Raw genomic sequence first — 26,492 nt, 5'->3', positions numbered from 1 at the left:
GGTTTTCCCCATATTCAAGGACAAGCTACCCATGAGACTGCTGGACCGCATCGGCGAGGACCTGCCATTCCTGACGGAGCTTCGCCACGATCTCCACGCCCATCCGGAACTGGGCTTTGAAGAGGAGAGAACCAGCGCCATCGTCGCCGATCTTCTCGAAAGGGCGGGGGTGAAGGTGCATCGCGGCCTTGGCGGTACCGGCGTGGTCGGCACGCTGCAGGTGGGCAACGGCACCCGCAGTATCGGTCTTCGCGCCGACATGGATGCACTGGCCATGCCGGAAATTCCCGACCGGCCCTATAAATCGAAGTTCCCCGGCAAGATGCATGCCTGCGGCCATGACGGCCACACCGCCATGCTGCTGGGCGCTGCGCGTTATCTCGCCAGTACCCGCGATTTTTCCGGCACCGTCCATTTCATCTTCCAGCCGGCCGAGGAAGGCCGTGGCGGCGCCAAAAAAATGGTTGAGGACGGGCTTTTCGACCTGTTTCCCTGCGATGCAGTTTATGGCCTGCACAACATGCCGGGGCTTGGCATTGACGAAATGGCCGTGGTGGAAGGACCGCAGCTTGCCTCTTCCGATAGCTGGCGCGTCACCTTCAGGGGCATCGGTACCCACGGCGCCAAGCCGCATCTCGGCCGCGATCCGGTAACGGCGGCGGGCACCTTCCTCGCTTCGCTGCAAAGCATCGTCGGCCGCGTCGTCGATCCGCTGCAACCTGCCGTCGTCAGCGCCTGCTCGGTGCAGGCGGGTGACCCCAAGGCGCTCAACGTCATTCCCGATCTCGTCGAAATCGGCGGCACCGCACGCGCCTACGCGCCTGAGGTGCGCAGCCAGCTTGAAACGGAAATCGGTAGGCTCGCCAAGGGTACGGCGGCGATGTTCGGCATCGAGGCAAGCTATGAATTCATCCGCCGCATTCCGCCCGTCATCAACGATGCCGATGCGACGAAACGGGCGCTGCGAGCCGCCAAGACCGTCTTCGGCAACAAATCCCGCACCGCCTTCCCGCCCTCGACCGCCGGCGACGACTTCGCCTTTTTCGCGGGCGAAGCCCCCGGCTGCTACGTCTGGCTCGGCAACGGCCCCGCGGTGGATGGCGCGCTGCACCACAACACCTCCTACGACTTCAACGACGCGGCAATCGTTCCCGGCGTCGCTTTCTGGGCAACACTGGTGGAGCAGGAACTGGCGGCGGAGTAAAAAAGGCCGGATGCATCGGCGATGGCCGCTCAGACGCGCCGCGCGCTCGGACCGGCAAGGCTGGCGAAAATTCCGGCAAGCGCGCAGCCGGCGGTGATGGCCATGATGCCGGGCCAGCCGGCATGGATCCAGAACCAGCCACCGATCCAGCCGGTGATGCTCGCTCCGCAATAATAAAACAGCAGATAAAGCGCGGAAGCATGGCTTTTGGCGCCTCCCGCATTGGCACCCACACCACTGCTGGCAGCCGAATGCCCAATGAAAAATCCGACGGTTATCGCCGCAATCCCCGCCACGATGAGGATGATGCTTGAGGCGAAGGTCAGCAGGATACCGGCAAGGATGGTGGAAAAGGCAACCACCAGCATGATCCGCCGGCTGAACCGGTCGACCAGAGCACCGCCATAGGAGGAAGCGACGATACCCAGGGCAAAGGTCAGGAAGATCATGCTGACGGCGGTGCGGCCCAATTCGTAAGGCGGCGCGACGAGGCGAAAGGCGCAATAGTTGAAAACGGTGGTGAACACGCTCGTCAGCATCGCGCCAAGGAAATAGAACCGCCGAAGTTCAGGATTTCCAAGATGTTGCGCCCATATTCTCAGATGATTTTTCAGCGGCATGTGCTGCGGCCGGAAATTCCGCGAGGGCGGAAGAAGCAGCAGGAAGCCGATGGCCGCAAGGATGCAGACCGCCCCCAGTGCATACATTGCAACCTGCCAGGACGTATAGGCGGACACCAGCCCCATGCCGACACGCCCGGCCATGGAGCCGAAGGCCGTGCCGCCGACATAAAGCCCCATCGCCTTGCCGAGACTGGAAGGTTCGATCTCCTCGGCAAGATAAGCCATGGCGACGGCGGGAACGCCGCCGAGCACGAACCCTTCCAGCGCGCGGGCGGCAAGCAGCCATGCCCAACCTTCCGTGCTTGCTGCAATGATATTGGCGATAGCGGCCAGCATCATCGAAACGAACATCAGATTTCGGCGGGTGAAGAGCTGGGCAAAAGCACCGCTGAGAAGAATGGCGAAGGCCAGCGTTCCCGTCGTCAGCGACAGGGCGAGCGATGCGGTTGCGGGGTTTATGCCGAATTCCGCCGGAAATTCCGGCAGCAGCGGCTGCACGCAATAAATCAGCGAAAAGCTGGCGAAGCCGGCCAGAAAGAGCGCCCAACTCGCCCGGCGAAACTGGCGGCTTCCCTGCCGGATCCAGAGCACATCCGGCGGCTCCTCCGTCATGACGATCGGCGGGGTGAAATCCTGTTTTTTGAGCTGGCGCATAGGGTTTGTCCTTTTCGCTCCCAGCTATAGCGCAGCTCCGTCTTTCATTCTAATATATGGAAGGCGTTCCTGTCATATCTGGATCTAATATCATGGAACTCAGGCACATCCGCTATTTTCTGGCCATCGCCAATGAAGGCAGCTTCACGCGGGCGGCAGAACATCTGGGAATCGCGCAGCCGCCGCTCAGCCAGCAGATAAAGGTTCTGGAACAGGAAATCGGCGTGCGGCTATTCCGGCGTCTCGCGCATGGCGCGGAACTAACGCCGGCGGGTCATGCGTTTCGCATCGCGGTGACCCATATTCCGCATCAGGTGAGCGAAGGTATCCGGCTTGCACGCAGGGCGGCGGCCGGTGAAACCGGTATCCTGAGAATAGGCGTTACCGGCACGGCGGCGCTCAACCCTCTGGTTCCGGCGTGCATCCGCACTTACAGACGCAAATACCCTGACGTAGAACTTCAGGTGATGGAGGCAGCTGCTCTCGCACTGACGCCGGCCCTACTTGAAGATCGGCTGGACGTGGCGCTGCTGCGCCCCTCACAATCCGACCCTGATACGTTGCTCGAGGAAGTGCTCACTGACGAACCGCTTCTGGTCGCCCTGCCGGCATCCCATCCACTCGCGCGGCGCGGAACCGCCATAGACCTGATGGAACTGCGCGACGACCCTTTCATTCTGACGCCACGCAGCATCGGCACCAGCCTTCACGATGCATCGATAAAAGCCTGCGAGGAGGCTGGATTCACGCCGCGTCTCGGGCCGGCTGCACCGCAAATCGTCTCGATATTGTCGCTGGTCGCGGCCGAACTCGGGGTTTCCCTCGTTCCGGAATCCGTCGCACAAGTCAAAATGCACAACATCGTCCTGCTGCCCTCCAGCGGTCCGCCGCCACAGCTTTCCATATCGCTCGCCTATCGGCGCGGAACGACATCGCCCGTGGTGAAGAATTTCGTGATGGCAGCGCGCATTGCCGCGCGTGAAACACAGACGCCTGACGGGCCCAAGGTGGAATAAATCGCAGCCCGCAGATGCGAACCGCCGCTATTCGAGAACCGCAATCACCGGGCTTTCCATCACCTTGCCCGTAAGCACATCGGCAATGCCCATATCCGTCTGGTGAGGACCGATGTTGCAGGCGAGCGTGGCACCGAAACAGGCCTTGAAAACGAGATAGGGCGGTTGCCATTCGACCACCTTGCCGACAGCGGTGCGTAATTCCTCGAAAGCCTTTGCCACGTCTTCAAGCGGCGCATCGGAAACGAGGCCGGAGAGCGGCAGGGGTAGAAGCGCGGTCACCTTACCCTCGGAGGCGACAGCCATGCCGCCGCCTGTCGCAATCACCGCATTGGCGGCCAGCGCCATGTCTTCGGCATTACCGCCGAAGACAGTGAGGTTGTGGCTGTCATGCGAGACGGTGGTGGCGAAGGCGCCGTTCCAGCGTCCCCAGCCGGTAAGGAAGCCGGTCCTGGTAACTGGCTCGGCCTTGCCGTGGCGGTGGGTGACGGAAATCATCGTGGCGCCTTCGGGGGGAACGACGAAACCATCCTTCACCTCGGCTTCCGCCTCGCCCCATTGCGTGAAGCGTGGGCGGTCGATGGTGGCAAGGCGCACCCTTGCGCCCTCGCAGGCAACCCGGAAATCATCGGCTGCGCGCAGCGGCAACTTCATCGAGCCTTCGAGCGCCGTCGCATCGCAGGCTGGAATGTCGACGAGTATATGCCCGGCTTCCGCAACCGCCCTGCCACCGGCCAAGACATGACGGGGTGAAAAACCACTCAAATCCTCGAAAACGACGATATCGGCACGGCGACCGGCGGCGATGAGGCCGAGATCGGCACGGCCAAGCCTTTGCGCAGCATTCAGTGTTGCGGCGCGCAGCGCCCATTCCGGCTTCAGGCCATAACGGACAAGGCGGCGCACCACATCGTCCAGCCCGCCGCCCCGCAACAGATCGTCCGGGAAAACATCGTCAGTGCAGAGCGTCAGCGTCTGCGGCAGGTGGCCGAGCGCATTCAGCGCCTCCACAAATTCCGGCAGCAGATGATCGTGCGAGCCGCGCAGCTCGATGGTCAACCCCGCCCGAAGCTTCGCCATCAGGTCTTCAGCCGAGACCAGCTCGTGATCGGAAGAAACACCGGCCACCATGAAGGCGTTGAGATCGGCGTCCTTCAGGCCGCGCGCATGGCCACAGATCAGCTTTTCCGAGACAAGACCGGCCTGTACGATGCCGCTCATGCGCGGATCGCGTTCGATGACGCCGCGCATGTTCATGATTTCCGCAACCCCGCCAATCTGCGGCCATGACAGGATATCAGCGAGAATTCCGGCATCGAAATCAGCGCCGCCGCGCTCCAGACCCGGTGCTGATGGCACTGAGGAGGGTGCAAGCAGAATGGCGCGCAGCGGCAGGTTTTCGATGGATTTCGCCGCCCAACGCACCCCTTCGACACCATGGACATTGCCGAATTCATGCGGGTCCCAGACGATAGTCGTGACGCCGCGGGCAACCACTGCTGCCGCATAGGCAGCGGGCGTTATCATCGAACTTTCGATGTGCATATGCGTGTCGATCAGGCCGGGCGAGACAAAGGCGCCCGACGCGTCGACGAGCTGCGCTGCATCGCTGCGGCTTGCCGGTTCGTGAACGCTGGCAATTAGCGGACCGACAATGCCGATATCAGCGGCGCGAAGCTCCCCCGTCACCACATCCACTAGCGTTCCGCCGGTAATGAGAACATCGAAAGCCGCATCGCCGCGCGCAGCGGCAACCGCGCGGGCGCGCAGCGCATCGTCGTTGAGATCGACCGGCTCGCGTATCGGGGATTGTGCACTCATCGGGCAGCCTCGCGGCGCAACGCCTCGAGAACCGCAGCCTTTGCCGCTTCGGCATTCACGGTGTCGGCGAAATGCGCGTTGAAGGCGGCAACCTTGTCGGCACGCGGCTCAACCACCGTTCGCCCGCGCGTTAGCGCCGCGTGAAGCTCGACATCGATCCGCGTATGGCGCCAGCCAAGCAGCTCGGAGGTGAAGCCGACAGCGGCAACGGGATCGTAAAGCGCCATGGCCGGTCTGCCGCGTCTCGTGGCGATGCCGATGAAACCTTCCAACAGGTCGGCAATCAGGCCGGCGTTTTTGCCGCCAGCATTTCGGATCGGCAGCACATCGGCTGGCGAGGCGGTGACCTTGCGGCAGGCGTCCAGATCGACCATGCGCAGCGGCAGGTCATGGGAAAGCACGATGGCCAGCGCTTCCGGATCGGCAAAGGCGTTGAATTCGGCAGATGCGGTGTGGTTGCCGCTCGTCACGCCGCCACCCATCCAGGTCAGATCGGAAATTTTCGCGACAAGATCGGGCCGGGCAAGGCAAAGGGCGGCGATGTTGGTAAGCGGGCCGAGCGCGAGGACACGCTTTTCGCCTGCCCCCTCAAGCCAGCCGCACAGCGCAGTGAAAGCGTCGCTTTGCGGCAGAGCGGGCGCATCCGGCAGGCTACGGCCAACGGTCGGAATGCCGCTGTCACCGAGAATGCATTGTGCGGTTTCGAGCGCGCCAAGGACGGGTTTGGCACGGCCCTGATGGACCGGCATGGACCAGCCGAAGGCGGCGACCGCGCCTGCGGCGTTGCTGCAGACAACATCCAGCGTCGCATTGCCGAAGACCAGCGAAATGCCGTCTATGGCAAGGCCTGCCGATTGCACCACCATGATGGCGGCGATATCGTCAAAGCCCATATCAGTATCGATCCACACACCCATGATCAGCCAAACACCTTGAGGCTTGCCGCCTTTTCGACCGGAAGGTCGAAGGCAAGCGTATCACCAATCGTATGGGCGGTCAGCGCAGCATCGGTCTCCGCCTTGATGGGACCAAGCAGCGTATCCAGCAGGTACTCACGGGTATTTCCGGCAAAGGATGTGCCGCGCACGGTTCCCTGGAAAGGACCTGAACCAAGGGTGACCATGCGCGGCCGCCAGGCCAGTCCAGATGCTGAAGGGACTGGTCCGGTAAGCGGTGTTGTGCCGTTTTCGGTTTTCAACGCGCCGCCTTCCAGCGCGAAGATGTTTTCAAAGCCGACGAAATCCGCCACGAAGGCGGAAACCGGCGCATTATAGATCTCTTCCGGTGTACCGATCTGCTCAATCTTGCCGCCCTTCATGACGACAATACGGTCGGCCAGTGCGAGCGCCTCGATCTGGTCATGGGTGACGAAGATCATCGTCACACCGGTTTCCTTCTGCACGCGCTGCAATTCGGTGCGCATTTCAAGCCTGAGGCGCGCATCAAGGTTGGAGAGCGGCTCATCGAGCAGCAGGACCTTCGGCTCCATGACCATGGAGCGCGCCAGCGCCACGCGCTGTTGCTGGCCGCCGGAAAGCTCGGCCGGCTTGCGCGATGCGAAGTTCGACAATCCCACGGACTTCAGGCCGGAGGCGACCTTGTCATCAAGCGCCTTGCCGTTCATGCCCTTGAGTTTGAGGCCGAAGGCGACGTTTTCGTAAACCGTCAGGTGCGGAAACAGCGCATAGGACTGAAACACCAGCCCGACGGCGCGCTTGTTGGCGGCGACGCGGGTGATATCGGCGCCGTCGAGATCGATGCGCCCGCCCGCCACCGGCATCAGCCCGGCAATGGCGCGCATCGTGGTGGTCTTGCCACAGCCGGAAGGACCGAGCAGTGCGAGAAGTTCACCCTTGCGGATATCGAGGTCGAGATCCTTGACGGCGATGCTGTTGCCGTAGGCGAGCGAGACTTTTTGGAGCGAAAGGTAATTTGCGTCAGACATAACGGGAGAACCCCAGAAAACGTTCGGCCAGGAAGACGATGCCGATGGAAAGGAAGGCGAGCAGCGATGAGAGTGCGGCGACAGACGGATCGAAGACGATCTCCATGTAGCCCAGCATGTCGATGGGCAACGTGCGCACGCCCGGCCCCGACAGGAACAGCGACACGGGCACCTGATTGAAACTCGTCACGAAACCGAGGATGAAGGCCGACAGGATGCCACCGCGAATATTGGGCAGCACCACACGGAAAAATGCGCCAAACCGCGACGAGCCGAGCAGCACCGCCGCCTCCTCGATATCAGAACGCAGATTGTTGAGGCTGGCCGAAACCACCCGTACCGCATAGGGCAGGATGAGCGCCGTGTGCGCGAGAAACAGGGCGAGCGTGATGCCGATGCCGAAGGGCACGACGAAATAGCGCAGCAGCGCCAGACCGACGATGATACCCGGCACGATGATCGGCGCCGAAACGATCGTGCGCACGGTTTCCGCAAAGGGCAGCTTGTAGCGCGACATGGCATAGGACGCGGGAATACCGAGGATGAGCGCCGTGAATGTGCCGCCGATGGCAAGGAACATCGACATCGCGAAGCTTTCACGGAAACTTTCGACGGTGAAGACCTTCGCGATCCATTTCAGTGAAAAGCCCTGCGGCGGAAAGGCGAGCGTGTCGCCGGCCGAAAACGAGGCCGCAACGATGATGAGGAACGGCCCGATCAGGAAGCCGACAACGAGCAGGAGCGTGAGCGGAATGAAGAGCGGCCGGGTCATTTCTTATTCCTTGCGGTGGCGATGCGCTTCAGCAGGATATTGGCGGCAAAGCTCATGACGATCAGGATGAAAGCGATGACGCTGGCGGCGACGAAATTGTTGGAGACCGTCACCTGCTGATAGAGCAGGGTTTCCAGCATCAGCACCTTGGAGCCGCCGAGAATGGCCGGCGTGATATAGGCCGTGAGCGAACCGGTGAAGACCAGCGTGCCGCCGACAACAAGCCCCTCCTTGGTGAGCGGCAGGATGACCTTCCAGAACACCTGCAGCCAGTTTGCGCCGAGAACGCGGGCGGCTGCGATCGTATCCTTGGGCATATTCTCCAGCGCACTGATGAGGGAAATGATCATCAATGGCAGGAACAATTGCAGAAGGCCGATGAAAACAGCCGTTTCGGAAAACAGTATACGGATCGGCGCATCGCTCAGTCCTACCGCCTGAAGCGCCTGGTTGACGATGCCGGTTCTTCCGAGAATGACGATCCAGGCATAGGTTCGGGCAACCGGCGAGATCATCAGCGGCAAGACGACCAGATTGACGACATGTCCTTTCGCGCCCGGCGACAGATTGACGATGGCGAAAGCCGCCGCATAACCCACCACCGCAGATACGATGGTGACGAGTGCGCCAAGCTTCAGGGTGCGCAGGAAAACCGCCCTGTTCAGCGGATCGGAGAAGAAATCGGCGTAAGCGGACAATGTCCAGCCGTCAGTGGTGTGAAAGCCTTCCGACAGGAGCATGAAGACCGGCACAAGAAAGACCGCCGCCGCGAAAATTGCGGCGGGCAAGGCAAGCGCCAGCGCTTCGGCCCGGTTCTGAAACATCGCTTTATTCCCCGAACGGCCCGCGGCCGATTGTTACTGCAAGCAGTCATGGCCAGCTTGCGGAATTGAGAGGTGGAAAAGCGGTCAGGGGACGACCAAACCGCTTTTCCGGGAATGGAGCCGCCCTTTCGGACGTTTTAAATGCCCCATTCCAAACCTTGATAAGGACTTACTGACCGACCTTGGCGTTCCACTCCGACAGCCACTTGTCACGGTTGTCGAGCGTCACGGCGGAAGGAATGAGCTGCAGGCTTTTTGCGGTTTCGTCCCCATAGGTGATATTGTTCGCCACCTCGTCGGACACCTTGACTTCCTTGTTGGTCGGGCTGTCCACGAGCTTTTCGGCCAGCGCCTTCTGAACGTCGGTCGAGAGCCAGAAATCCATGAACTGCAGCGCCAGATCTTCGTTCTTCGTGCCCTTTGGCACCACGAGCACGTTCATGCCGCCGGTCTGGCCTTCCTTGGGGGTTGCCCAGGCAAGCGGCAGATCGAGCTTGGTAAAGGGCGCCCAGGAGAAGCGGCCGATGGGGGCGGCCCAGATTTCTTCCTGCTGCATGAGCTGCACCAGCTGCGACGATTTCACGTAGAACGTGACGATATCGTCCTTCTTTTCGCCCACGGCTTCGATAGCGCCAGCAAGATCAGGCGTATCCTTGCCGATGGCCTTGCCCAGCATGTAAAGCGCCGGCGGGCCCTGATTGGTAGTGACATTCGGGAAAGCGACGTGGTCGACGATGCCGTCCTTCAAAAGATCGGCCCAGCTATCGATCTTCATCTTGTCTGTGCGGTAAACGATTGACGTGGCGTAGAAATTGACGCCGACGCTCATGCCGTCGCCATTCGGATCCTTGGCGATGTCATAGAGCTTGCCGATATTCGGCACCTTGGCGGCATCGATCTTCTGGATCAGGTCCTTGCGGGTGGCGGAAAGCGCATCCGCCATGGAAACAATGGCGAGATCGACCACCGGATTGGCCTTGTTGGCCTCCATCTTGGCGAGGCGCTCAACGCTGTTGCCGGTCTCGACGACCAGCTTGCAGCCGCATTGCTTTTCGAACGGTGTATAGACCAGTTCCTTGAATTCGTCCTGCGCGAAGGCGTAGACCGAGATCGTCAGCGTCTTGTCCTGCGCCTGCGCGGCACCCATCGTCAGCATCAGGGCGGTGCCCGATGCAAGAATGATTTTTTTCATGGTGTGAGTTCTCCTGCTGTCGTGTTTTTGGCTTCAATCGCATCATGCTTTTTTTCGCCGGTGGAGCCGCGCATGATCAGCGCCATCGGTACTTTCGAGATTTCTGCCGTGACCTCGGCAGCTATGCCGTTTTCGAAGCCCGCCTCGCCATCGATCGCGCGCAACAGCGCATCCACGGCCAGATCGGCGATGCGGCGCATATCCATGCGCATCGTCGTCAGCGGCGGCGTCACCACGGCGGAGAAAATCAGATCGTCGAAGCCGGTGACACTCGCCTCTTCCGGCACCTCGATGCCCTCGCGCTGCAATTCAGTGAGCGCGCGCAACGCATGCAGGTCGGATACGGCAGCAAAGGCAGTGAAACCATCCCTCACCTTTTCGGTAAGGCCGAGACGGCAACCCGCACCATCCGCCTTTTCAATGGCGTCTACCCACAGCGTCTCCGTGACGCAGGCCTTGCCCAAACCATCGCGAATGCCGCCGAGTCGGTCGTTCTGCACATTTGAGTCGCGGTTCTTGCCGATCAGCACCACCTTGTCGTGTCCGAGGGCTGCCAAATATTCGCCGATCTGCCGGCCGCCATCCCAGTGGTCAGCGGCTACGGTGTTTCCGGGCGTCGAGGGGCTGTCGATCACCGCCACCGGGCAATCGACATCCGCGATACGCGTGCCGCGGCGGGGAACGACGACCATGCCATCCACTCCACGCTCGATCAGCCGGTTGATGGCGTCCGTCTGCATGGCGATCTCGCCGCGCGAGTCGGCGATCAAAACACCATAACCGGCATTGACGGCTGCCTTTTCGATGGCCTGCGCGATCTGTGGGAAGAGTGGATTGGCGATATCCGGCAGCACCAGCCCGAGAACTCCTGATCTGCCGGTGCGCAGCGCCCTGCCCGCCGAACTCGGCACATAACCAAGTTCGCTTGCGGTCTTGCGGATGCGCTCCACCAGTTCCGGCGAAACACGGCCCTTGCCCGACAGCGCATTGGACACGGTTGCAACCGACACGCCGAGTGCCGCTGCTATCGCGCTCAGATTGGTGGCAGGCCGTGAAGACGCCATGATGGTCCGAAAGGGCTGATTAAACGTTTAATCACGATAATCGACCAAAACCGTCCTGTCGAGTCCGGCCAGAGACAAAACCGGGCAAAAATTGAAGCACTAAGTCTAAATGCCCGAAAAAAGTGCGCTTATTTTTCCAGTGGCAGATTGCCCGCCGCACGATAGGCCTCGACCTGCCGTACCAGCCAGTCGCGAAACAGCACGACTGGAACGTGGTTGGCACGGGATAGCGGCGCGACCGCATAATAGGAACTCGGGCTTTTGGCCTGATGATCGTAGGCTTTCACCAGTTGCCGCGATTTCAGTTCGTTATCGATAAGGAAAAGCGGCATCAAAGCCACGCCAAGTCCGGCGATACAGGCCTGTGCCACGCTGGAAAACTGCTCGAACCGCATGCCCTGCGGCAAGGCAAGCGAATGGCCGAGGCTCTCGAACCAGTGGCTCCAGGCACCCGGCCGCGAGGCCATGTGCAGCAGTGGCAGGCCGGCAATATCCTCACCTTTTTCGACCGGATGCGCCTTCAGGAATTCGGGGCTGCACACCGGCGCAACCATCTCATGCATTAGAAAGGTGCTTTCCGCCCCCGGCCAATCCGCCTGCCCGATGTGGATCGCCATATCCAGTTGCTCACGCTCGAAGTCGAACTGGCCGATGCGGGTGGCGAAATTGATGGTGATTTCCGGATGACTGGAGACGAAATCAGGAATGCGCGGCAGAAGCCAGCGGGTGCCGAATGTCGGCAGCATCGCTAGATTGAGCGTATTGCCATGCGTTTTGGTCATGATCTGCAACGAGGCGGCACGTATCTCGCCAAGGGCTGCGGCAATCGATTTCGCGTAAGCACCACCCTCGGTCGTCAGTGACACACCACGCGCGCCGCGCTCGAACAGGCGCACGCCAAGCTGTTCTTCCAGTGACATAACCTGACGGCTGATCGCCCCTTGCGTCAAGGCAAGTTCATCGGCAGCGGCTGAAAAGCTGCCAAGCCGGGCAACGGAATCAAAGGCGGCAAGCGCACTGGTGGAGGGCAGGAGTTTGCGGCTGAGAGACGTCATGAGCCATTACTATATGTAATGCAAAAATGAGTAAACATGGCTTGTGCCATCAGGGGCTAACACGAATAATCCGGCCAGCAAATCCGGAGGCACACAGTGAGCGAACGCGCAGCATTCAATTGGCAGGACCCTTTTCTGCTGGAAGACCAACTGACCGACGACGAGCGGATGATCCGCGACGCCGCCGCAGCCTTCGGCAAATCGGAACTTATGCCGCGTGTGTCCGAGGCCTATCTTTCTGAGACCACCGAACCGGAACTGTTCCGCCTGATGGGCCGCACCGGCCTTCTGGGCGTCACCCTGCCGGAAGAATATGGCGCCGCAAATGCCAGCTACGTGGCCTATGGTCTCGTGGCCCGCGAGGTGGAGCGGATCGACAGCGGTTATCGCTCGATGATGAGCGTGCAGTCCTCGCTCGTCATCCATCCGATCTTCGCTTATGGCTCGGACGAACAGAAGAAGAAATACCTTCCCGGTCTCGTCTCCGGCGAGCTGATCGGCTGTTTCGGCCTGACCGAACCGGATGCCGGCTCCGATCCGGGCGGAATGAAGACCCGCGCCGAAAAGATCGCCGGCGGATATCGCCTGCGTGGTTCGAAAATGTGGATTTCCAATGCGCCCATCGCCGATGTCTTCGTCGTCTGGGCGAAATCCGAAGCCCACGACAACCAGATTCGCGGCTTCGTGCTGGAAAAAGGCATGAAGGGTCTGTCTGCACCGAAGATCGGCGGCAAGCTTTCGCTGCGCGCCTCCATAACAGGCGAGATCGTCATGGATGGCGTGGAAGTTGGCGAAGATGCGCTGCTTCCGAATGTTTCCGGCCTGAAAGGCCCGTTCGGCTGCCTCAACCGCGCCCGCTACGGCATTTCCTGGGGCGTGATGGGCGCTGCGGAAGATTGCTGGTTCCGCGCCCTGCAATATGGTCTCGACCGCAAGCAGTTCGGCAAGCCGCTGGCCGGCATGCAGCTTTACCAGAAAAAGCTCGCCGACATGCAGACCGAGATCGCTCTCGGCCTCCAGGCATCGCTGCGCGTCGGCCGCCTGATGGACGAGCACAAAATGGCGCCGGAAATGATCTCCATCATCAAGCGCAACAATTGCGGCAAGGCGCTGGATATCGCCCGCCAGGCCCGCGACATGCACGGCGGCAACGGTATCCAGATCGAGTACCACGTGATGCGCCACGCCCAGAACCTCGAAACGGTGAACACCTACGAGGGCACGCACGACGTTCACGCGCTGATCCTCGGCCGGGCGCAGACGGGCATTCAGGCGTTTTTCTAAGACCTTCTCGGCATCATTTCCTTCATGAAAAAAAGGCCTTCGAAAATCACTTCGAAGGCCTTTTTACTTTTCCGGTTCAGGCAATCGCTTAGAACGTGCCTCTGACACCAATGCCGAACATGCGCGGTTCGGTCATGCTGGCCTCGATGCCGCCAATGCCGCGGTTCTGCTGCATATAGGTCGGCGCACGCTCGTCGAAGACGTTCTTCACGTAAGCGTAGACCTCCATCTCCTCCTGGAACTTGTAGCTCGCACGCACATCGGCGATGGTGTAGGGGTCGATCGCATAGGCAGCCGTGTTGGCCGTGTCGGAATAATAACCGTCGATATGACGCACCTGACCCGAGACGGTGAACTTGTCGGTCACATCCCAGCTTGCCCCGATGCTGAACATGTAACCAGGCGATTTCGCGAATTCATTGCCTGCATAGCTGGCATTGCTGGAAATCTGGTCGATTTCGGTCTTCAGCACGCCGGCACTTGCCTTCAGCGTCACATTGTCGAGAACCTGATAGTCGGCGCCGACTTCCAGACCATAGGCATGCGCTTTCTGCGCATTGATGGTGTAGGATTGAGTAATGCCTGACGAGATAACGACCGGAATATTGTACTGGGCGTTCTTGTAATCCATGTAGAACAGGTTGCTGTTGAGCGTCAGCCTGTCATCCAGCAACTTCGCGCGCGTGTAGAGTTCGTAGTTCCAGATGGTTTCCTTCTCGAAGGGCAACCATTGGCCCGACGAGATGTTCAGCGATATGCCGCCGGGATTGTAACCACGGCTGATCATGCCGCCAACGGTCCAGTCATCATTGATCGCATAGGCAAGCGAGGCCTTGGGAAGCAATTCGGAAAAGGTCTCGTCAAAATCAACCGCGACGTTGGAATAGACGGAGCGGCCAGCGCGCTGAATACGATCGGTCTGGTAACGCAGGCCGCCGGTAAGCGTCCACTGGTCGGTCAGACGGTAGCTCAACTCGCTGAAAATGCCGAGATTGTCCTTGGTATCGTCAAATGTCGAAAGGGTTCTTCTGTTTGCCGGGTTCAGAAGATAGAGAATTTCATCGGCCTGCGTATGGGCGTAATAGATGCCCGCGACGCCACTCAGAACGTCTTCCTGGTCACCGAAGGTCACACGGGTCTCGTGGGACACATTCTTCTGATCGATATTGGCGTCGCCATTATTGACCACACCCACCCTGCGGCGCGCGTCTGAGGCGGAAAACTGAGTCTGGTTGAAGAGCTTCACGCCGTTTTCAAAGTCATAGTTGATGTCGAGAATACCGGTGTGGGTATTCTGGCTCCAGCTCGGCATGGTGGTGGTGACGTGGTTGAGATCCTCGAAAGGACGCGACGCCGCTTCCTGGCTCGGCCGGTTGGCGGCGTTATAGGAATAAGTCAGCTTGGTCGTCAGGCCCGGAATTTCCGGCGGTTCCCACAGAAGCTTGAAACGCGCGTTGAATTCCTTGAAATCCTGGTTGGTGCCTGCGTGGGCAAAACCGGAATTGATGTAATCGATAAAGGTATTGCGACCCGAATAATCGATTGCCAGACGCGCCGCCAGCTCGTCTTCGATCAACGGGCCTGAGACCGCAAAGGACGCCCGCTTCTGGTGATAATTCCCGATTTCCGCCTGATAGCTTGCTTCCGGCGTAAACGTCGGGTCCTTGGTATTGACGAGAATGGCGCCGGCAATGGCGTTAGCGCCCTGCGATGTGGTCTGCGGCCCACGGAAGACCTCGATGCTTTCGACATCCCAGATGGACGTCGCGCCATAGATGAACTCGTTATAACCGAGATAGTGACCATCGACATTGATCGTGGCGCGCGGCACGGTGCCGGCGAAGAATGCCGTTGCTCCGGTGTTCGGGCCCTGCGTGTCGAGACCGCGAATGATCGGGGCGCTGACATTGTCGGTATAAACAACGTTTGGAATGTCCTTGATCGCGTCTGAGACGGTTGGATCGCCTGTCTTTTCCTTTTTCAGTTCATCGCTGGATTTGACCGAGACGGAAGACGCCGTGTTCTTCATGTCGCGCGCGACTTTTTCGCCGGTCACCACAATCGGCTTGAGAACGGTCGTTCCCGAGGCCTCGGCCTGTTGCTCCTGGGCGAAAACCGGCGTCACAAACAGGGCGGCCAGCGTCAAAACGCTGACCCCGCCCATCAAACGGCCGCTAGAACGAAACCCCATAACACACCCCTAATAAACATGAGTATCAAAGTCATATTCAAGTAACGGAAGCGTTATCCGTTTCGCAATAGAGAATGCGTTCCGTATTGTGGACGGATAGGGTTCCGTAACGGGATGTGCCATATTTACAACAAAGTTTATCGACTGGCCGTTGTCGTGTAGTTCCCCGCCTCAAGGGGAAGGCTTTGAAATAGCTCAGAAATCGATTCCGATTTCCGGTCGGATGCGCTAGGCATGTTCACGACATAAATCGGGGAGCGGACTTGGACGCCATGGATGACGAGCCGGACAATCTGCCTGAAAACGACGGAGAGAAGCGCTCTGCCCTCATTCAGTCGGTCTCTATTGCTGCCCGTTTTCTCGACCTTCTGGCAAAATCGGACGGGGCGCTTGCACTCGGCGAACTCGCCAAACGCGCCGGCACAGGCCGTTCCACAGCTCATCGTTACCTGCAAAGCCTCGTGCGGGAGGGACTGGTGGCACAGGACCCTGCAACCGGCAGCTACGACCTCGGCCCAACCGCGCTCTCGATAGGCGTCAGCGCGCTCAGACGAATCAATCCGGTCGAAACCGCCGGTCGACAGATGAAAGCACTGGCCTCGCAGATCGGCGCCAGTTGCGGCGTGGCGATCTGGACCGATCGCGGCCCGACCGTGGTGCAATGGCACAGGAGTGCCAGCTTCTCCATCAGCACCGTGGCGCTGGGGGATGTTCTACCGCTGGATAACAGCGCCTGCGGGCTGGTTTTTCAGGCTTATCTGCCACCGGACAGGACAGCGCCGGTGCGCAAGCTGCAGCCACCCGCCTTTCGCGGGTACCGCCCAGACGCTAAAGTCCTGCACGCCATTCGTGAGACGGGCGGCGCGGAACTCAACGAACACCTGTTCTCCGCCCTGACCGGCAAGGCCGCCCCGGTTTTCGACGCACAGGGCGAAATCTGTTGCGTCGTCACCACCGTTTCTTTCCTCGCGACCGCCGAGACCGAGCGGCACTTTCCGCAGCTTCTTGAAGCGGCCGGAAAGGCGACGGCAGAATCCGGCGGCTCGTAAACCTATCCGGCCAGGTGGTCGGCGAAGGTGCTGCCGGAATAGGCGGTGCGGAAGAGCCCGGCATCACCGAGCCTCGGAAGCAGCCGCTCCAGCACCAGCCGCATCGACGCGACCGAACCGCCGGGCACCGCGACAAAGCCGTCTATCGCGCCGGCCGCCACCCATTCGCGGATGCTTTCAAAAGCATCCTCAACCGTGCCGATGATCTGCCAATGGCCCGACCCCATCACTTCCGGACGCCGCAACAATTCGGCAACGCTCAGCGTTTCCCGTTCGATCAGCCGGCGGAGCAGATTGGCATGGGTGCGGCTTCTCGGTGTCTCGGGCGGCGGCGGCAAGTCAGACGGGGTCACGATCCGCGTGAGCGACCAGTCGGAAAGGTCAAGACCCGTCAGATTTTGAATGGATGCAAATACACGGCCATGGTTGGCCCTTGCGTGGGTCTCCGCAAACAGCTCCAGCGCCTCGTTCTTGGTGTCGGCCAGATAAAGACTGAGACCCGGCATCAGCTTCACCACATCTGGTGAGCGCCCATGCCGCTCCGCTCTTTGCCGCAAATCCGCCCGAAGTTCGATTGCCGCCTGCATATCCGGCGTCGAGGCAAAGACCGCATCCGCAACGGAGGCTGCGAAATCGCGGCCTTCGGGGGAAGCCCCAGCCTGCACCAGTGGAATACGGCTGGAATGGGCCGGCAGGTTGAGCGGGCCTTTGACGCTGAAGTGCTCTCCTTCATGCGCGATTGGCTGGACCAGCGACGAATCGGCAAAACGCCCGCTCTCTTTGTCCAGCTTTAGCGCCTCGTTGGGAAAGCTCGCCCAGAGCTGCTGTACTACCTGCGTGAACTCGGCGGCGCGTTCATAACGCTCCTGCGGCGACGGCATTTCTTTCAGACCGAAATTTTCGTGGCCGTCCAGCGCCGTGACGATGTTCCATCCCGCCCGGCCATTGCTCAGCCAGTTCAGCGATTGCAGTTGGCGGGCAACCACATAAGGCGGCAGGAATGTCGTTGAAACCGTGGATAACAGGCCGACATGGCTGGTCTCCCGTGCGATGGCGGCCAGAAGCATGTTCGGGTCCATGCTCGCAAATCCGCCGCCGGCCTCCAGCCCCTCAGTGCGCAGGAACAGCGTGTCGGGCCGGAAGACAAAATCCACATGCGCAGCCTCGGCGCGCTTTGCAAGATCGACGAAATAATCGCTGGAGAAAACCCCGTCTATACCGCTGTCTTGACGCCGCCATGCCTCGCCGCTGAGCCAGGTTGGCGCCAGCGACATGCCGACGTGAAGCTTGAGCGCGACTGACATGAAACACCTCGAATGAAAAAATCATCACGAAAACCGCGATGTGAATCGGCAAATTTCGATTTGTGGAGAATTTTACTATAGTTTAGTGTCGCTTCAAGACCAGCCTGTCGCGCTTGCCGGTACAGAACTCGATTTCCGCAAGTTCGATATGGGAATTCAACAGCTTAGGTAGGACGTGCGTCGAGTCGACGCATGGCCCTATGAATAACAGGAGTTGTAATCCGGTGCTTGATGCCACGGACCTTCATGCGAGTTACGGACACATCCCCGTATTGCAGGGCCTGTCTGCCCGCTTTCAAACCGGCCGCGTCACAGCGCTGGTCGGACCCAACGGCTGTGGCAAGTCGACGCTGTTGAAGACGATCATGGGTTTCGTGCCTTTATCATCAGGCAGGATAAGCCTCGGTGACCGCCTGATCGGCGCGATCGGACGCCGCGAACTCGCCCGCCGCATCTCCTATCTGCCGCAGGAATGCCATTGCCCTGACTATATGACGCTTGGCGAATTGATCGAGCTTGCGGGTTATGCGCGCTACGGGCTTGGCGGCGGTCCATCCGAACGCGACCGGGCGCTTTTTGCCGAAGCGCTGAAGACCGTCGGGCTGGAAGACAAGGCCAGGGCGCAGGTCAACACGCTGTCCGGCGGCCAGCGCCAGCGCGCCTTCATCGCCATGGTGCTCGCTCAGGACACGGAGGTGATCCTGATGGACGAGCCGGTCAACCATCTCGACATGAAATATCAATATGCCGTCCTCAGCCTCGTGCGCGAACTGACGGACAGGCACGGCAAAACTGTTATCGTCGTGCTGCATGATCTCAACCTCGCCTCCACCTTCGCCGATGACGTCATCATGCTGAAAGCCGGACGGGTTCTCGCCTCCGGGCCTGTCGCGAATACGGTCACATCAGCCAATGTTGCCGACGTCTTTGATCTCGAGGCCGACATATTTTCCCGGCAGGGGCGGCTCATCTGCGTGCCGCGGCTTGAGCGGCAGGAACAGGCCATTCCGGCATGACATCTAAAATAATGCTGATCTTTGCCGCCGCGATCTTGCTGGCCGCTGTTCTCGTCATCAACTTCGTGCTGATGACTGGCGACCTGCCACTTGCCGAAATCGCGACGACGCTCGTGCATGGCGAGGCCGAAACCTATGAACAGTCGGTTCTCCTCTATCAGCAAATCCCGCGCTCACTGATTGCGATCTATGTCGGCGCCAGCACGGCCGTCAGTGGCTGCGTGCTGCAGGGGCTTGCCCGCAATCCTCTCGCCTCGCCCTCCACCCTGGGCCTGAATGCCGGTGCGACGCTTTTTGTGGTCGCCGGTGCGCTGGTGTTCGATTTCTCGCCCGAAATACAGGGGCTCATCGCGCTTATCGGCGCCGGCTTCGGCTTTGGCGCCTGCTTCCTCGTCGCCCGGCTGGCCGGGCGGTCAAACGATCCGCGCGGCCTGTCGCTCATCCTGTCCGGTGCGCTTGTCTCCATGCTGCTGATCGGCATCACCAATGCCCTCCTTTTGTCAAACCCCACACGTCGCGCCGAATTCCTGAGCTGGGTCGGCGGCAATATCAACCACGTCTATGCCGAGCGCCTCACCGATTTCTGGTGGATTGGCGCCATTGCGATGGTGATGCTCTGGTCGGTTGCCCGCCCGCTGACGCTGGTACTGCTGGGTGCGGAAAAAGCCGCTTCCGCCGGCGTCAACGTCACGCGCGTTTCCCGGATCGCACTTTTCGCCACAATGCTGGCGTCCGGCTCGGCCGTGGCCATCTGCGGTCCCATCGGCTTCGTCGGCCTCATCGTTCCGCATATGGTCCGGCCGCTGGTCGGGGTGAATTTCACGCTCGCTTTGCCCGCTTCAGCCCTTGTCGGGGCGATTCTGTGCGTGCTGGCCGATCTGGGCGCGCAAACCCTGTTCAGGCCGTATGTGGTCAATACCGGACTGTTCATGGACCTGCTAGGCGGCCTCGTCTTCATCGTCATAGTCAAGCGCTTCTATCTTTCACCTTCGGCCAATAAACTGTCATGAAGAGGGCTGTCATGAAAAGGCAATTGGCCACCGATGGCAAAGCGGTCCTGCGGCTGCCGAGCGGGATGCAGATCGGCATCGGCAACCTAAAGGCCGGCCTTGCACTGATCCTGCTGGCGTTGGTGCTGGCCGCCATTTCCATTAGTCTCGGAAATACACAGACCGGTCTCATTGACCTTCTGCACGGCGTTGCCGGCGGGCATTTGAGCGACGATCAGGCCTATGCGCTGTGGACGGTACGGCTGCCGCGCATCCTGCTTGGTTTCATGGCCGGATGGAGCGTTGCGCTGGCCGGGGCCATGCTGCAATCGGTCGCCCGCAATCCGCTTGCCGATCCCGGCCTGTTCGGTCTGAGCCAGGGATCAATGACCACCATAATGCTGCTTCTGGTGCTGGTGCCGGCGGCGCCCAAGACCATGGTGGCGCTTGCGGCCGTCGGCGGCGGCCTTGCGGTAGCTTTCCTGCTCATCGCGCTCGTGGGGCGCGAACGTTCCAGCGGGCTCGCCATCCTGCTGATGGGCATCGCAATCGAATCCGCCCTTTCATCAGTCTCATCAGTGCTTTTGCTCTACACACCAACGGAAACATCGCTGTCGCTTGCAGACTGGATGGCGGGTTCGCTGTTTCAGGCGAGCTGGCCGATCATCCTCGTGTTCGCGCCTCTTTTCGCGGTCAGCCTTGTGGGCATTTTCCTCATCGGCCGGGCGCTTGCAGTATTTGATCTCGGTAACGAGATGGCCATGGCGCTCGGCGAAACGGTCAAACGTTCGCGCCCGCTCGTCATCGTTTTTGCGGTCATCCTCAGCTCCGCTTCCGTCACCGCTGTCGGCCCCTTGACCTTTCTCGGCGTCATCGCCCCGCATCTCGCCACCTTCCTGTCGCCCGCCGTCGGTCGCGCCAGGCTTTTCCTGTCGGGGCTGACGGGCGGCATTCTGGTGGTGACCGCCGATACGCTTTCGCGTGGGCTGGTGGCCGATACGCCGATGCCGATAGGCCTTGCGCTGACGCTGATCGGCGTGCCGCTTTTCATCCTCACGCTGCGCCTGCAGGCGCTGCGCAGAACTAACCGCCACTGAAGAAATTGAACAAAGGGTATGCCATGCGATTTGCCATCCTCGTAGCAGCACTTCTGACCGCCGGAAGCAGCCTTGCCGCAGAGCGAACCGTCACCGATGCCGCCGGCCGCACGGTCTCCATCCCCGAGCAGCCGCAGCGCATTGTCGTCATGCACGAACCGCTGCTGGGCGTGCCGCTGATGGATCTTGGCGCCAACGTGGTAGGCGCCTATGGCCGCAACAGCGACGGCAAATTCGCCACTGCCGTTGATTTCATCGACACCGTTCTCGGTGAAGGCCGCACGAAACCGAAAGGTTTCGGCGCGGTGGGTCAGATCGATCTGGAAAAGCTGAGAGCGCTGCAACCTGACCTGATCGTCGCCACGGAAATGGACAGCGGCAAGGCCGAGCAGCTTTCCACCGTCGCGCCCGTCTATCTGCAGAAGGTAAGCACTGGCCACACCTATGGCTTCAGCGTCGAAGAGAATCTTTCGGGTCTCGTTGGCAGAAGTGACGCTTTTGCCGAGCGCCGGAAGACCTATGACGAGAAACTCGCCACCGTCAAAAAAGCACTCGGCGAAGACGCAAAAGGCAAGACCTATCTCGCAATTCTGCTGACCGACCAGATCAACGCGGTCGGCGATATGTCCGGTGCGGTGCAGGCGCTCGAGGATCTGGGTTACGCACGGCTGAAAATCGACAACGCCACCTCGTCGGGTGGGCTGGGTTCCACCCTGACGATGCCGCTCAGTGCCGAGGCTTTTGGCAAGCTCAACCCTGATCTGCTGGTGGTGATGAACAGCTATAACAGCCCCGCCCGAGGCGAAGCCGGAACGCGCGCCGCACTCGAAAAAATCATTCCCGGCTGGGAACGCTTCGTCAAACCGGCGCGTGACGGCCGGATCATCTTTCTCGATTCCAGCCGGGTCACGACGCCATCCATCCCAAGCGCGCTGCACACGCTGGACGCGGTGGAAAGCTGGGCAGGCCGCCGTTAAACGCCTTTTCGACAAGCGCAATTCCGGCGCAAACCATGCGCCGGACATAAACTTGAGTTTTTGAAGAAACTTATATTGCGACCGCCGGAACCGCCTGTTATGGTTCGCGCATCTTGACACAACGACGTCGGATCTCCCGCCGGAAAACTCCGGTGCGCGATTGTCCGGCATGCCGATCCGGGACAGCGAACTGCCGATCCCCATCGGCGATATCCCAGGGAAGACAGCAACATGAGCATTGCACAAAGCATTGAAACCGGCGTTCAGGACCGGACCCCCAAACGCCATCGTTACGCCGTCAAGCTACGCTGCCTTGACGTGGCCCGGGTGGAAAAACTCAGCCGGTCCATGGTGCGCATCGTATTGACCGGGCCTGAGCTTGAAGGCTTTGCCAGTCTCGGTTTTGACGACCACGTCAAGATGTTCTTCCCGCTTCCCGGCGAAACCGAACCTAACCTGCCGGTGATCGGCCCGAACGGCCTCGAATTTCCCGAAGGCGCGCCGCGCCCGCTCGCACGCGATTACACGCCGCGCAGCTTCGATGCCGAGAAGGGTGAACTCGCCATCGATTTCGCCACGCACCATGATGGCCCCGCCAGCAACTGGGCAAAATCCGCCAGGGTGGGTGACAAGGCATGGATTGCAGGCCCGCGCGGCTCGTTCACCATTCCCTTCACCTTCGACTGGCATCTGCTGATTGCCGACGATACCGGCCTTCCCGCCCTTGCACGGCGACTGGAAGAAATGCCCAAGGGCACCCGCGTCGTCGCCCTGATCGACGTTGAGACGGAGGCTGATCGCCTGGACCTCGCCACGAAAGCTGACGCGTCGATCATCTGGGTAACGCAGGAGGCCGCGGGCGGCGCCGATCACGACGCCCTGACGGAGGCGCTGCGTACGCTTGAACTGCCTGAGGGCGATTTCTTCAGCTGGGTCGCCTGCGAATCGAAAGCGGCGAAAGACCTGCGCGCAATCCTGATCGGCGAGTACGGCGCGAACCCCAAATGGACGCGCGCTTCCGGCTACTGGCGGCGCGGAGCAAGCGGCGTTCACGATCATTTCGATGAATGAATCGGCAATCGCGGCGGCTGGCAAGCTGGAGGCGGACATGATGACGACGGAACTCAAAGCCCATCTCGCCAAGGTTCTGGACGATGAGGTGGGACATATCGGCCCGAACGCCAACCTGTTCGGCTGCGGACTTCACTCCCTCGCTCTCATGCGCCTGATCCCGCCGCTTTCGCAGCTCGCCGGCACGCGACTTCACTATGACGATCTCGCCCGTCAGCCCACGCTTGCCGCCTGGCAGGCGCTGATCGAGCAGTCGCGCGCGGGCTGCTGATCCCCGCAAGAGGGAACTTTTCCCGCCAAGCGCGACCTACCTCAACATTATACTTCCAAGGAGAGGACCATGGCAGCAGATAATTCGCGCATGCTTGCGCGCCGCATCGAACAAACCTTCGACAATGCGGACGAAGCCCCACGGAGCGGATCGCAGCCAAGCCAATATGAGGAGCGGGTCTGGTTCCAGCAGTTTCAGGACCCCGATCAGGTCTTCCGGCATATTCTCACCTACCGCATCGGCGGCGAGAGCGACCTTCTGCGCCTGACATCGGCACTGGAGACGGTTTGCGAGGCATGGCCCGAACTGCGCGTGCGGTTTTCCTTTGGAGAAGACGGCACCCTGGCCAAAAGCATAGAGGCACCTTCGGCATCTCTCGTGCAACTGTTTCAGACGGCATCGAAAGACGAAGCGGTAGCCCTTCTGCACGACCTTCAGGCAAGCCCGTTCGACGCGGAAATCGATCCGCCGTTTCAGGCCATCGTGCTCTTGAGCGAAGGAGAGGTACTGCTGGCGCTTCTGGTGCATGGCCTGCTTGGTGAATCCCTCTCACCGCAGATTTTGCTGGGCGCTATTGCCGCAGCCTATGCTGGCGAGGCACCAAAGCCGCTTTCGCCACGCATCACCGAAAACGCCATCGTCAATCCAGTTCCGCTCCCCTGGCTGCAAGGACCGGCCTCCAGCACGCCCGTCGTCTCTCTGCGAAATAACGGGACCAAGCCGGCGAGCCACTGCCACAGTGTCGATCTTCCGACTGCCCTTCTCGACCCAAACGGCTCGGCCGCAACGGACTCGCTTCTGGCACGCACCGGTGCCCGTTTCGCGCTTTTTCTGGCGGCCAGTGGCGATCTCGACACTGTTACCCTGCGCCTGCCCCTGCAACCCGGGAACGAGGCCGGCCTGCCGCTTCCGGCAGATGCGGTCGCCCGCGTCTCGATCTCACGTGACCAGTCGCCGCAGGAGGCCGAAAAAGCCGTGCTGGCTGGGTTGGCCCGACATGGCGAACACAACGACGAGGTTGCCACCTTCACGCTTCAGACGCTGCCAACATCGGCTGAAACCTCATCCGTCGAGCGGCTCCGGTTCGAGCGCCTGCCACTCCCCTCTCTCCAGTCCGGCCTTGGCCTGACGCTCGCTGCCGGCAGCACAGTTGATGGCCACATCCGTCTGGAACTGACCGGCGGCAAGGAGGCCTCGCCGCATGCGACGGCATTCCTGCTGGAGCGTTTCATCGCCCATCTCGAAGGCGGTGCGGATTTTTCCGGCGTTACGCATCAAACCTCGTCCGCAGGGCCGGAGGCTGCAGCATCCCTGCCCGCCGCCTCCCGCTCCAGCGACGACGAGACTGCCGCAACGATCCTTGCCGAATTCCGCGAAGCGCTTGCGTCGCCAGACATGGGACCGGATGACGATTTCTTCGATTTTGGCGGCCATTCGCTGATCGCCACCCGCATCATCGGACGCCTTTTGAGCAATCACGGCATCGAGCTGCGTTTCAACGACCTGTTCAGCTATCCCACCGCCGCATCGCTCGCAAAACAGGCGACGCGTCTCGAAACCGCCGCACCGGCACAGGCGGAAGCAACCGCGACCGGCTCCCTGACGGCACCGCTTTCTCTTGCGCAGATGTCGCTCTGGAAAGCCTATGCCGCCTTCGGTTTCGGCGAGATTTTCAACATCCCCTTCGCGCTCGATTTCCTCGATCCGGTGGATGAGAGCGCCTTCGAATGTGCATTCCTCGATATTATCGAGCGTCATCCCGGTCTGCGAACCCATTTCTATGTCGAGGATGGCACGGTTCTGCAAAAGATCGTGCCGATGCACGACCTGCCCGGCTACAAGTGGTTCTGGACGAGCGAGGAAAGCGAAGGCGTGGACCGGCATACGGAAGCGTCCTGGCGGTTCGACCTTGCCCGCGAATTGCCGATGCGGCTGCGTTTCCTGCGCAATCCCCAAACCGGCGGACAGGTGCTCTCTTTCCTCTTCCACCATATCGTGCTGGACGAATGGTCGGTAAACCTGATGATGGACGAGTTGACTGAGGCCTATAGGGCAAGAGCCACCGGCAAGGCTCCCGTCTTTGCGAGCAAGCCCGCACCCTTCCATGAATTCGCCAGAAAACAGGTGGCATCCGGCGTCAACGGCGACCACCTTGTCTACTGGACCGATATGCTGCGGGATGCGCCGAAGGGTCTTGCCCTTACCGGACAGAACAGCACGCCGACAGATGCTTCGCATGACGAGGCGCCGGCGGGCGGCTGGATCGAGTTCAAGCTGGAAAAACACGTCAGCGACGGACTTTACGCCATCGCCAAGCAGAACAGCGCTTCCCTGTTCAACGTCGTTTATGCCGCCATCGCCGCGTCGCTGCGCCATCTGGGCGGGCTGAGCGATCTCGTGGTCGGCACATCGGCGTCCGGGCGCACCGACAGCGGCTATTTCGATACGATCGGCTATTTCACCACGGTCGTTGCCCATCGTGTGCGTTTCCGCGAGGAGATGACGGTCGGCGAACTGATTTCCTCGGTGAAGAACACGGTCAATGGCTCTCTGGAACACAGCGAAATTCCAATCGATCTCGTCGAAGAGGCGCTCGGCATGACGCCCGGCCGCGACCATCTGTTCGAGGTATTCATCCAGATCCACGCCAAGAACAAGCTGAACGGCACGCTTTCAGGGCCGGACGGCAAAACCGTCGAGTTCCGGCAGATCGATCCCGACAAGCACGAATCCATGCTGGGGCTGCAATTCGAGGTAATGGAAGAAACGATTGGCGGCGAACGCTCCATCCGCGTGTTGATGAGCTACCGCTCCGACCGCTACGGCCCCGAGGATGTCGACCGGCTGCGCACGACCACCAGCGGCGTCTTCAGCCGTTTCGCCGAAGCAGGCGCTTCGGGCCGTGTGCTGACCACGCTAGCCTGAGTGCTGGCCAGGCTTCGCAATAAACCCGGCTCCGCATGGCGGCGCCGGGTTTTGCTTTTTAACAAATGTCCGGAAAGCTCTCTTCCGTCATGCTCGGGCCTGTCCCCACTGGATCCTTGGGACAAGCCCAAGGATGACGTTGGGTGGG

22 protein-coding genes are annotated in these 26,492 nt (G+C 60.6%); 11 read left to right on the top strand and 11 right to left on the bottom strand.

Going from position 1 to position 26,492, the window contains the following annotated elements:
- The first annotated feature begins 31 nt into the window (after positions 1–31).
- Positions 32–1,204 carry a M20 aminoacylase family protein gene (locus F617_RS0123325; RefSeq protein ID WP_003518103.1) on the top strand — a complete coding sequence of 391 codons (1,173 nt, stop codon included), beginning with the start codon at positions 32–34 and terminating at the stop codon, positions 1,202–1,204.
- A gap of 29 nt (positions 1,205–1,233) precedes the next feature.
- Here F617_RS0123325 and F617_RS0123320 read toward each other — a convergent pair whose 3' ends face one another.
- Positions 1,234–2,481, bottom strand: a complete 1,248-nt coding sequence (locus tag F617_RS0123320; RefSeq protein ID WP_003518104.1) for an MFS transporter — start codon at positions 2,479–2,481, stop codon at positions 1,234–1,236.
- A gap of 92 nt (positions 2,482–2,573) precedes the next feature.
- On the opposite strand from F617_RS0123320, the gene F617_RS0123315 reads away from it, so the two are divergent.
- Entirely contained in the window at positions 2,574–3,497 is a 924-nt protein-coding gene (locus tag F617_RS0123315) for a LysR family transcriptional regulator (RefSeq protein ID WP_003504744.1), read from the top strand.
- A 27-nt stretch (positions 3,498–3,524) separates the two neighbouring features.
- Here F617_RS0123315 and F617_RS0123310 read toward each other — a convergent pair whose 3' ends face one another.
- The 8 genes from F617_RS0123310 to F617_RS0123275 all read right to left on the bottom strand — a co-directional run bounded on the left by F617_RS0123310 (position 3,525) and on the right by F617_RS0123275 (position 12,170).
- The gene (locus tag F617_RS0123310; RefSeq protein ID WP_019566936.1) at positions 3,525–5,318 is read right to left on the bottom strand and encodes an adenine deaminase; all 1,794 of its coding nucleotides are present in this window, start codon (positions 5,316–5,318) and stop codon (positions 3,525–3,527) included.
- Positions 5,315–6,235, bottom strand: coding sequence for a nucleoside hydrolase (locus F617_RS0123305; RefSeq protein ID WP_019566935.1), 921 nt, complete (start codon positions 6,233–6,235; stop codon positions 5,315–5,317). Before F617_RS0123305 ends, F617_RS0123310 begins: the two co-directional genes overlap by 4 nt.
- 2 nt (positions 6,236–6,237) lie before the next feature.
- Positions 6,238–7,263, bottom strand: a complete 1,026-nt coding sequence (locus tag F617_RS0123300) for an ABC transporter ATP-binding protein (RefSeq protein WP_003504741.1) — start codon at positions 7,261–7,263, stop codon at positions 6,238–6,240.
- Positions 7,256–8,035, bottom strand: coding sequence for an ABC transporter permease (locus F617_RS0123295; protein ID WP_019566934.1), 780 nt, complete (start codon positions 8,033–8,035; stop codon positions 7,256–7,258). Before F617_RS0123295 ends, F617_RS0123300 begins: the two co-directional genes overlap by 8 nt.
- Positions 8,032–8,859: an ABC transporter permease gene (locus tag F617_RS0123290; RefSeq protein ID WP_019566933.1), complete on the bottom strand. Its 828-nt coding sequence runs from the start codon at positions 8,857–8,859 to the stop codon at positions 8,032–8,034. The genes F617_RS0123295 and F617_RS0123290 overlap by 4 nt, the downstream gene beginning before the upstream one ends.
- Before the next feature lie 169 nt (positions 8,860–9,028).
- Positions 9,029–10,051 (bottom strand): ABC transporter substrate-binding protein, encoded by a 1,023-nt coding sequence (locus F617_RS0123285; protein WP_003504736.1) that lies wholly within the window; start codon positions 10,049–10,051, stop codon positions 9,029–9,031.
- On the bottom strand, positions 10,048–11,115 hold the full coding sequence (locus F617_RS0123280; protein ID WP_003518110.1) for a LacI family DNA-binding transcriptional regulator: 1,068 nt from the start codon (positions 11,113–11,115) through the stop codon (positions 10,048–10,050). The genes F617_RS0123285 and F617_RS0123280 overlap by 4 nt, the downstream gene beginning before the upstream one ends.
- A gap of 128 nt (positions 11,116–11,243) precedes the next feature.
- On the bottom strand, positions 11,244–12,170 hold the full coding sequence (locus tag F617_RS0123275) for a LysR family transcriptional regulator (RefSeq protein ID WP_003518111.1): 927 nt from the start codon (positions 12,168–12,170) through the stop codon (positions 11,244–11,246).
- 96 nt (positions 12,171–12,266) lie between these two features.
- Between F617_RS0123275 and F617_RS0123270 the strand changes: the two genes are divergently transcribed.
- Positions 12,267–13,454: an acyl-CoA dehydrogenase gene (locus F617_RS0123270; RefSeq protein WP_003518112.1), complete on the top strand. Its 1,188-nt coding sequence runs from the start codon at positions 12,267–12,269 to the stop codon at positions 13,452–13,454.
- Positions 13,455–13,542: 88 nt separating this feature from the next.
- Here F617_RS0123270 and F617_RS0123265 read toward each other — a convergent pair whose 3' ends face one another.
- A complete protein-coding gene (locus tag F617_RS0123265; protein ID WP_019566932.1) occupies positions 13,543–15,645 on the bottom strand; it encodes a TonB-dependent receptor in 2,103 nt (700 codons plus the stop codon).
- Between the two features lie 272 nt (positions 15,646–15,917).
- On the opposite strand from F617_RS0123265, the gene F617_RS0123260 reads away from it, so the two are divergent.
- Entirely contained in the window at positions 15,918–16,694 is a 777-nt protein-coding gene (locus tag F617_RS0123260) for an IclR family transcriptional regulator (protein WP_019566931.1), read from the top strand.
- 2 nt (positions 16,695–16,696) lie between these two features.
- Here F617_RS0123260 and F617_RS0123255 read toward each other — a convergent pair whose 3' ends face one another.
- Complete coding sequence (locus F617_RS0123255) at positions 16,697–17,998, bottom strand: NtaA/DmoA family FMN-dependent monooxygenase (protein WP_019566930.1); 1,302 nt, start codon at positions 17,996–17,998, stop codon at positions 16,697–16,699.
- A gap of 200 nt (positions 17,999–18,198) precedes the next feature.
- Between F617_RS0123255 and F617_RS0123250 the strand changes: the two genes are divergently transcribed.
- The 7 genes from F617_RS0123250 to F617_RS0123220 all read left to right on the top strand — a co-directional run bounded on the left by F617_RS0123250 (position 18,199) and on the right by F617_RS0123220 (position 26,344).
- Entirely contained in the window at positions 18,199–19,014 is an 816-nt protein-coding gene (locus F617_RS0123250; protein ID WP_034502490.1) for an ABC transporter ATP-binding protein, read from the top strand.
- Positions 19,011–20,024, top strand: coding sequence for an iron ABC transporter permease (locus tag F617_RS0123245; RefSeq protein ID WP_026331036.1), 1,014 nt, complete (start codon positions 19,011–19,013; stop codon positions 20,022–20,024). The genes F617_RS0123250 and F617_RS0123245 overlap by 4 nt, the downstream gene beginning before the upstream one ends.
- A gap of 11 nt (positions 20,025–20,035) precedes the next feature.
- Positions 20,036–21,100, top strand: coding sequence for an iron ABC transporter permease (locus tag F617_RS0123240; RefSeq protein ID WP_019566927.1), 1,065 nt, complete (start codon positions 20,036–20,038; stop codon positions 21,098–21,100).
- 23 nt (positions 21,101–21,123) lie between these two features.
- Positions 21,124–22,077, top strand: coding sequence for an ABC transporter substrate-binding protein (locus tag F617_RS0123235; RefSeq protein WP_019566926.1), 954 nt, complete (start codon positions 21,124–21,126; stop codon positions 22,075–22,077).
- A gap of 231 nt (positions 22,078–22,308) precedes the next feature.
- On the top strand, positions 22,309–23,148 hold the full coding sequence (locus tag F617_RS0123230) for a siderophore-interacting protein (protein WP_019566925.1): 840 nt from the start codon (positions 22,309–22,311) through the stop codon (positions 23,146–23,148).
- Positions 23,141–23,419, top strand: a complete 279-nt coding sequence (locus tag F617_RS0123225; RefSeq protein ID WP_019566924.1) for a phosphopantetheine-binding protein — start codon at positions 23,141–23,143, stop codon at positions 23,417–23,419. The genes F617_RS0123230 and F617_RS0123225 overlap by 8 nt, the downstream gene beginning before the upstream one ends.
- A 69-nt stretch (positions 23,420–23,488) precedes the next feature.
- Positions 23,489–26,344, top strand: a complete 2,856-nt coding sequence (locus F617_RS0123220; RefSeq protein ID WP_019566923.1) for a condensation domain-containing protein — start codon at positions 23,489–23,491, stop codon at positions 26,342–26,344.
- Positions 26,345–26,492: the final 148 nt, after the last annotated feature.

Source organism: Agrobacterium sp. 10MFCol1.1, assembly GCF_000381165.1.
Taxonomy (GTDB): Bacteria; Pseudomonadota; Alphaproteobacteria; order Rhizobiales; family Rhizobiaceae; genus Agrobacterium; species Agrobacterium tumefaciens.
Note: the sequence above shows the minus strand (reverse complement) of the source record. Positions and strands in the feature narration are given on the sequence as shown.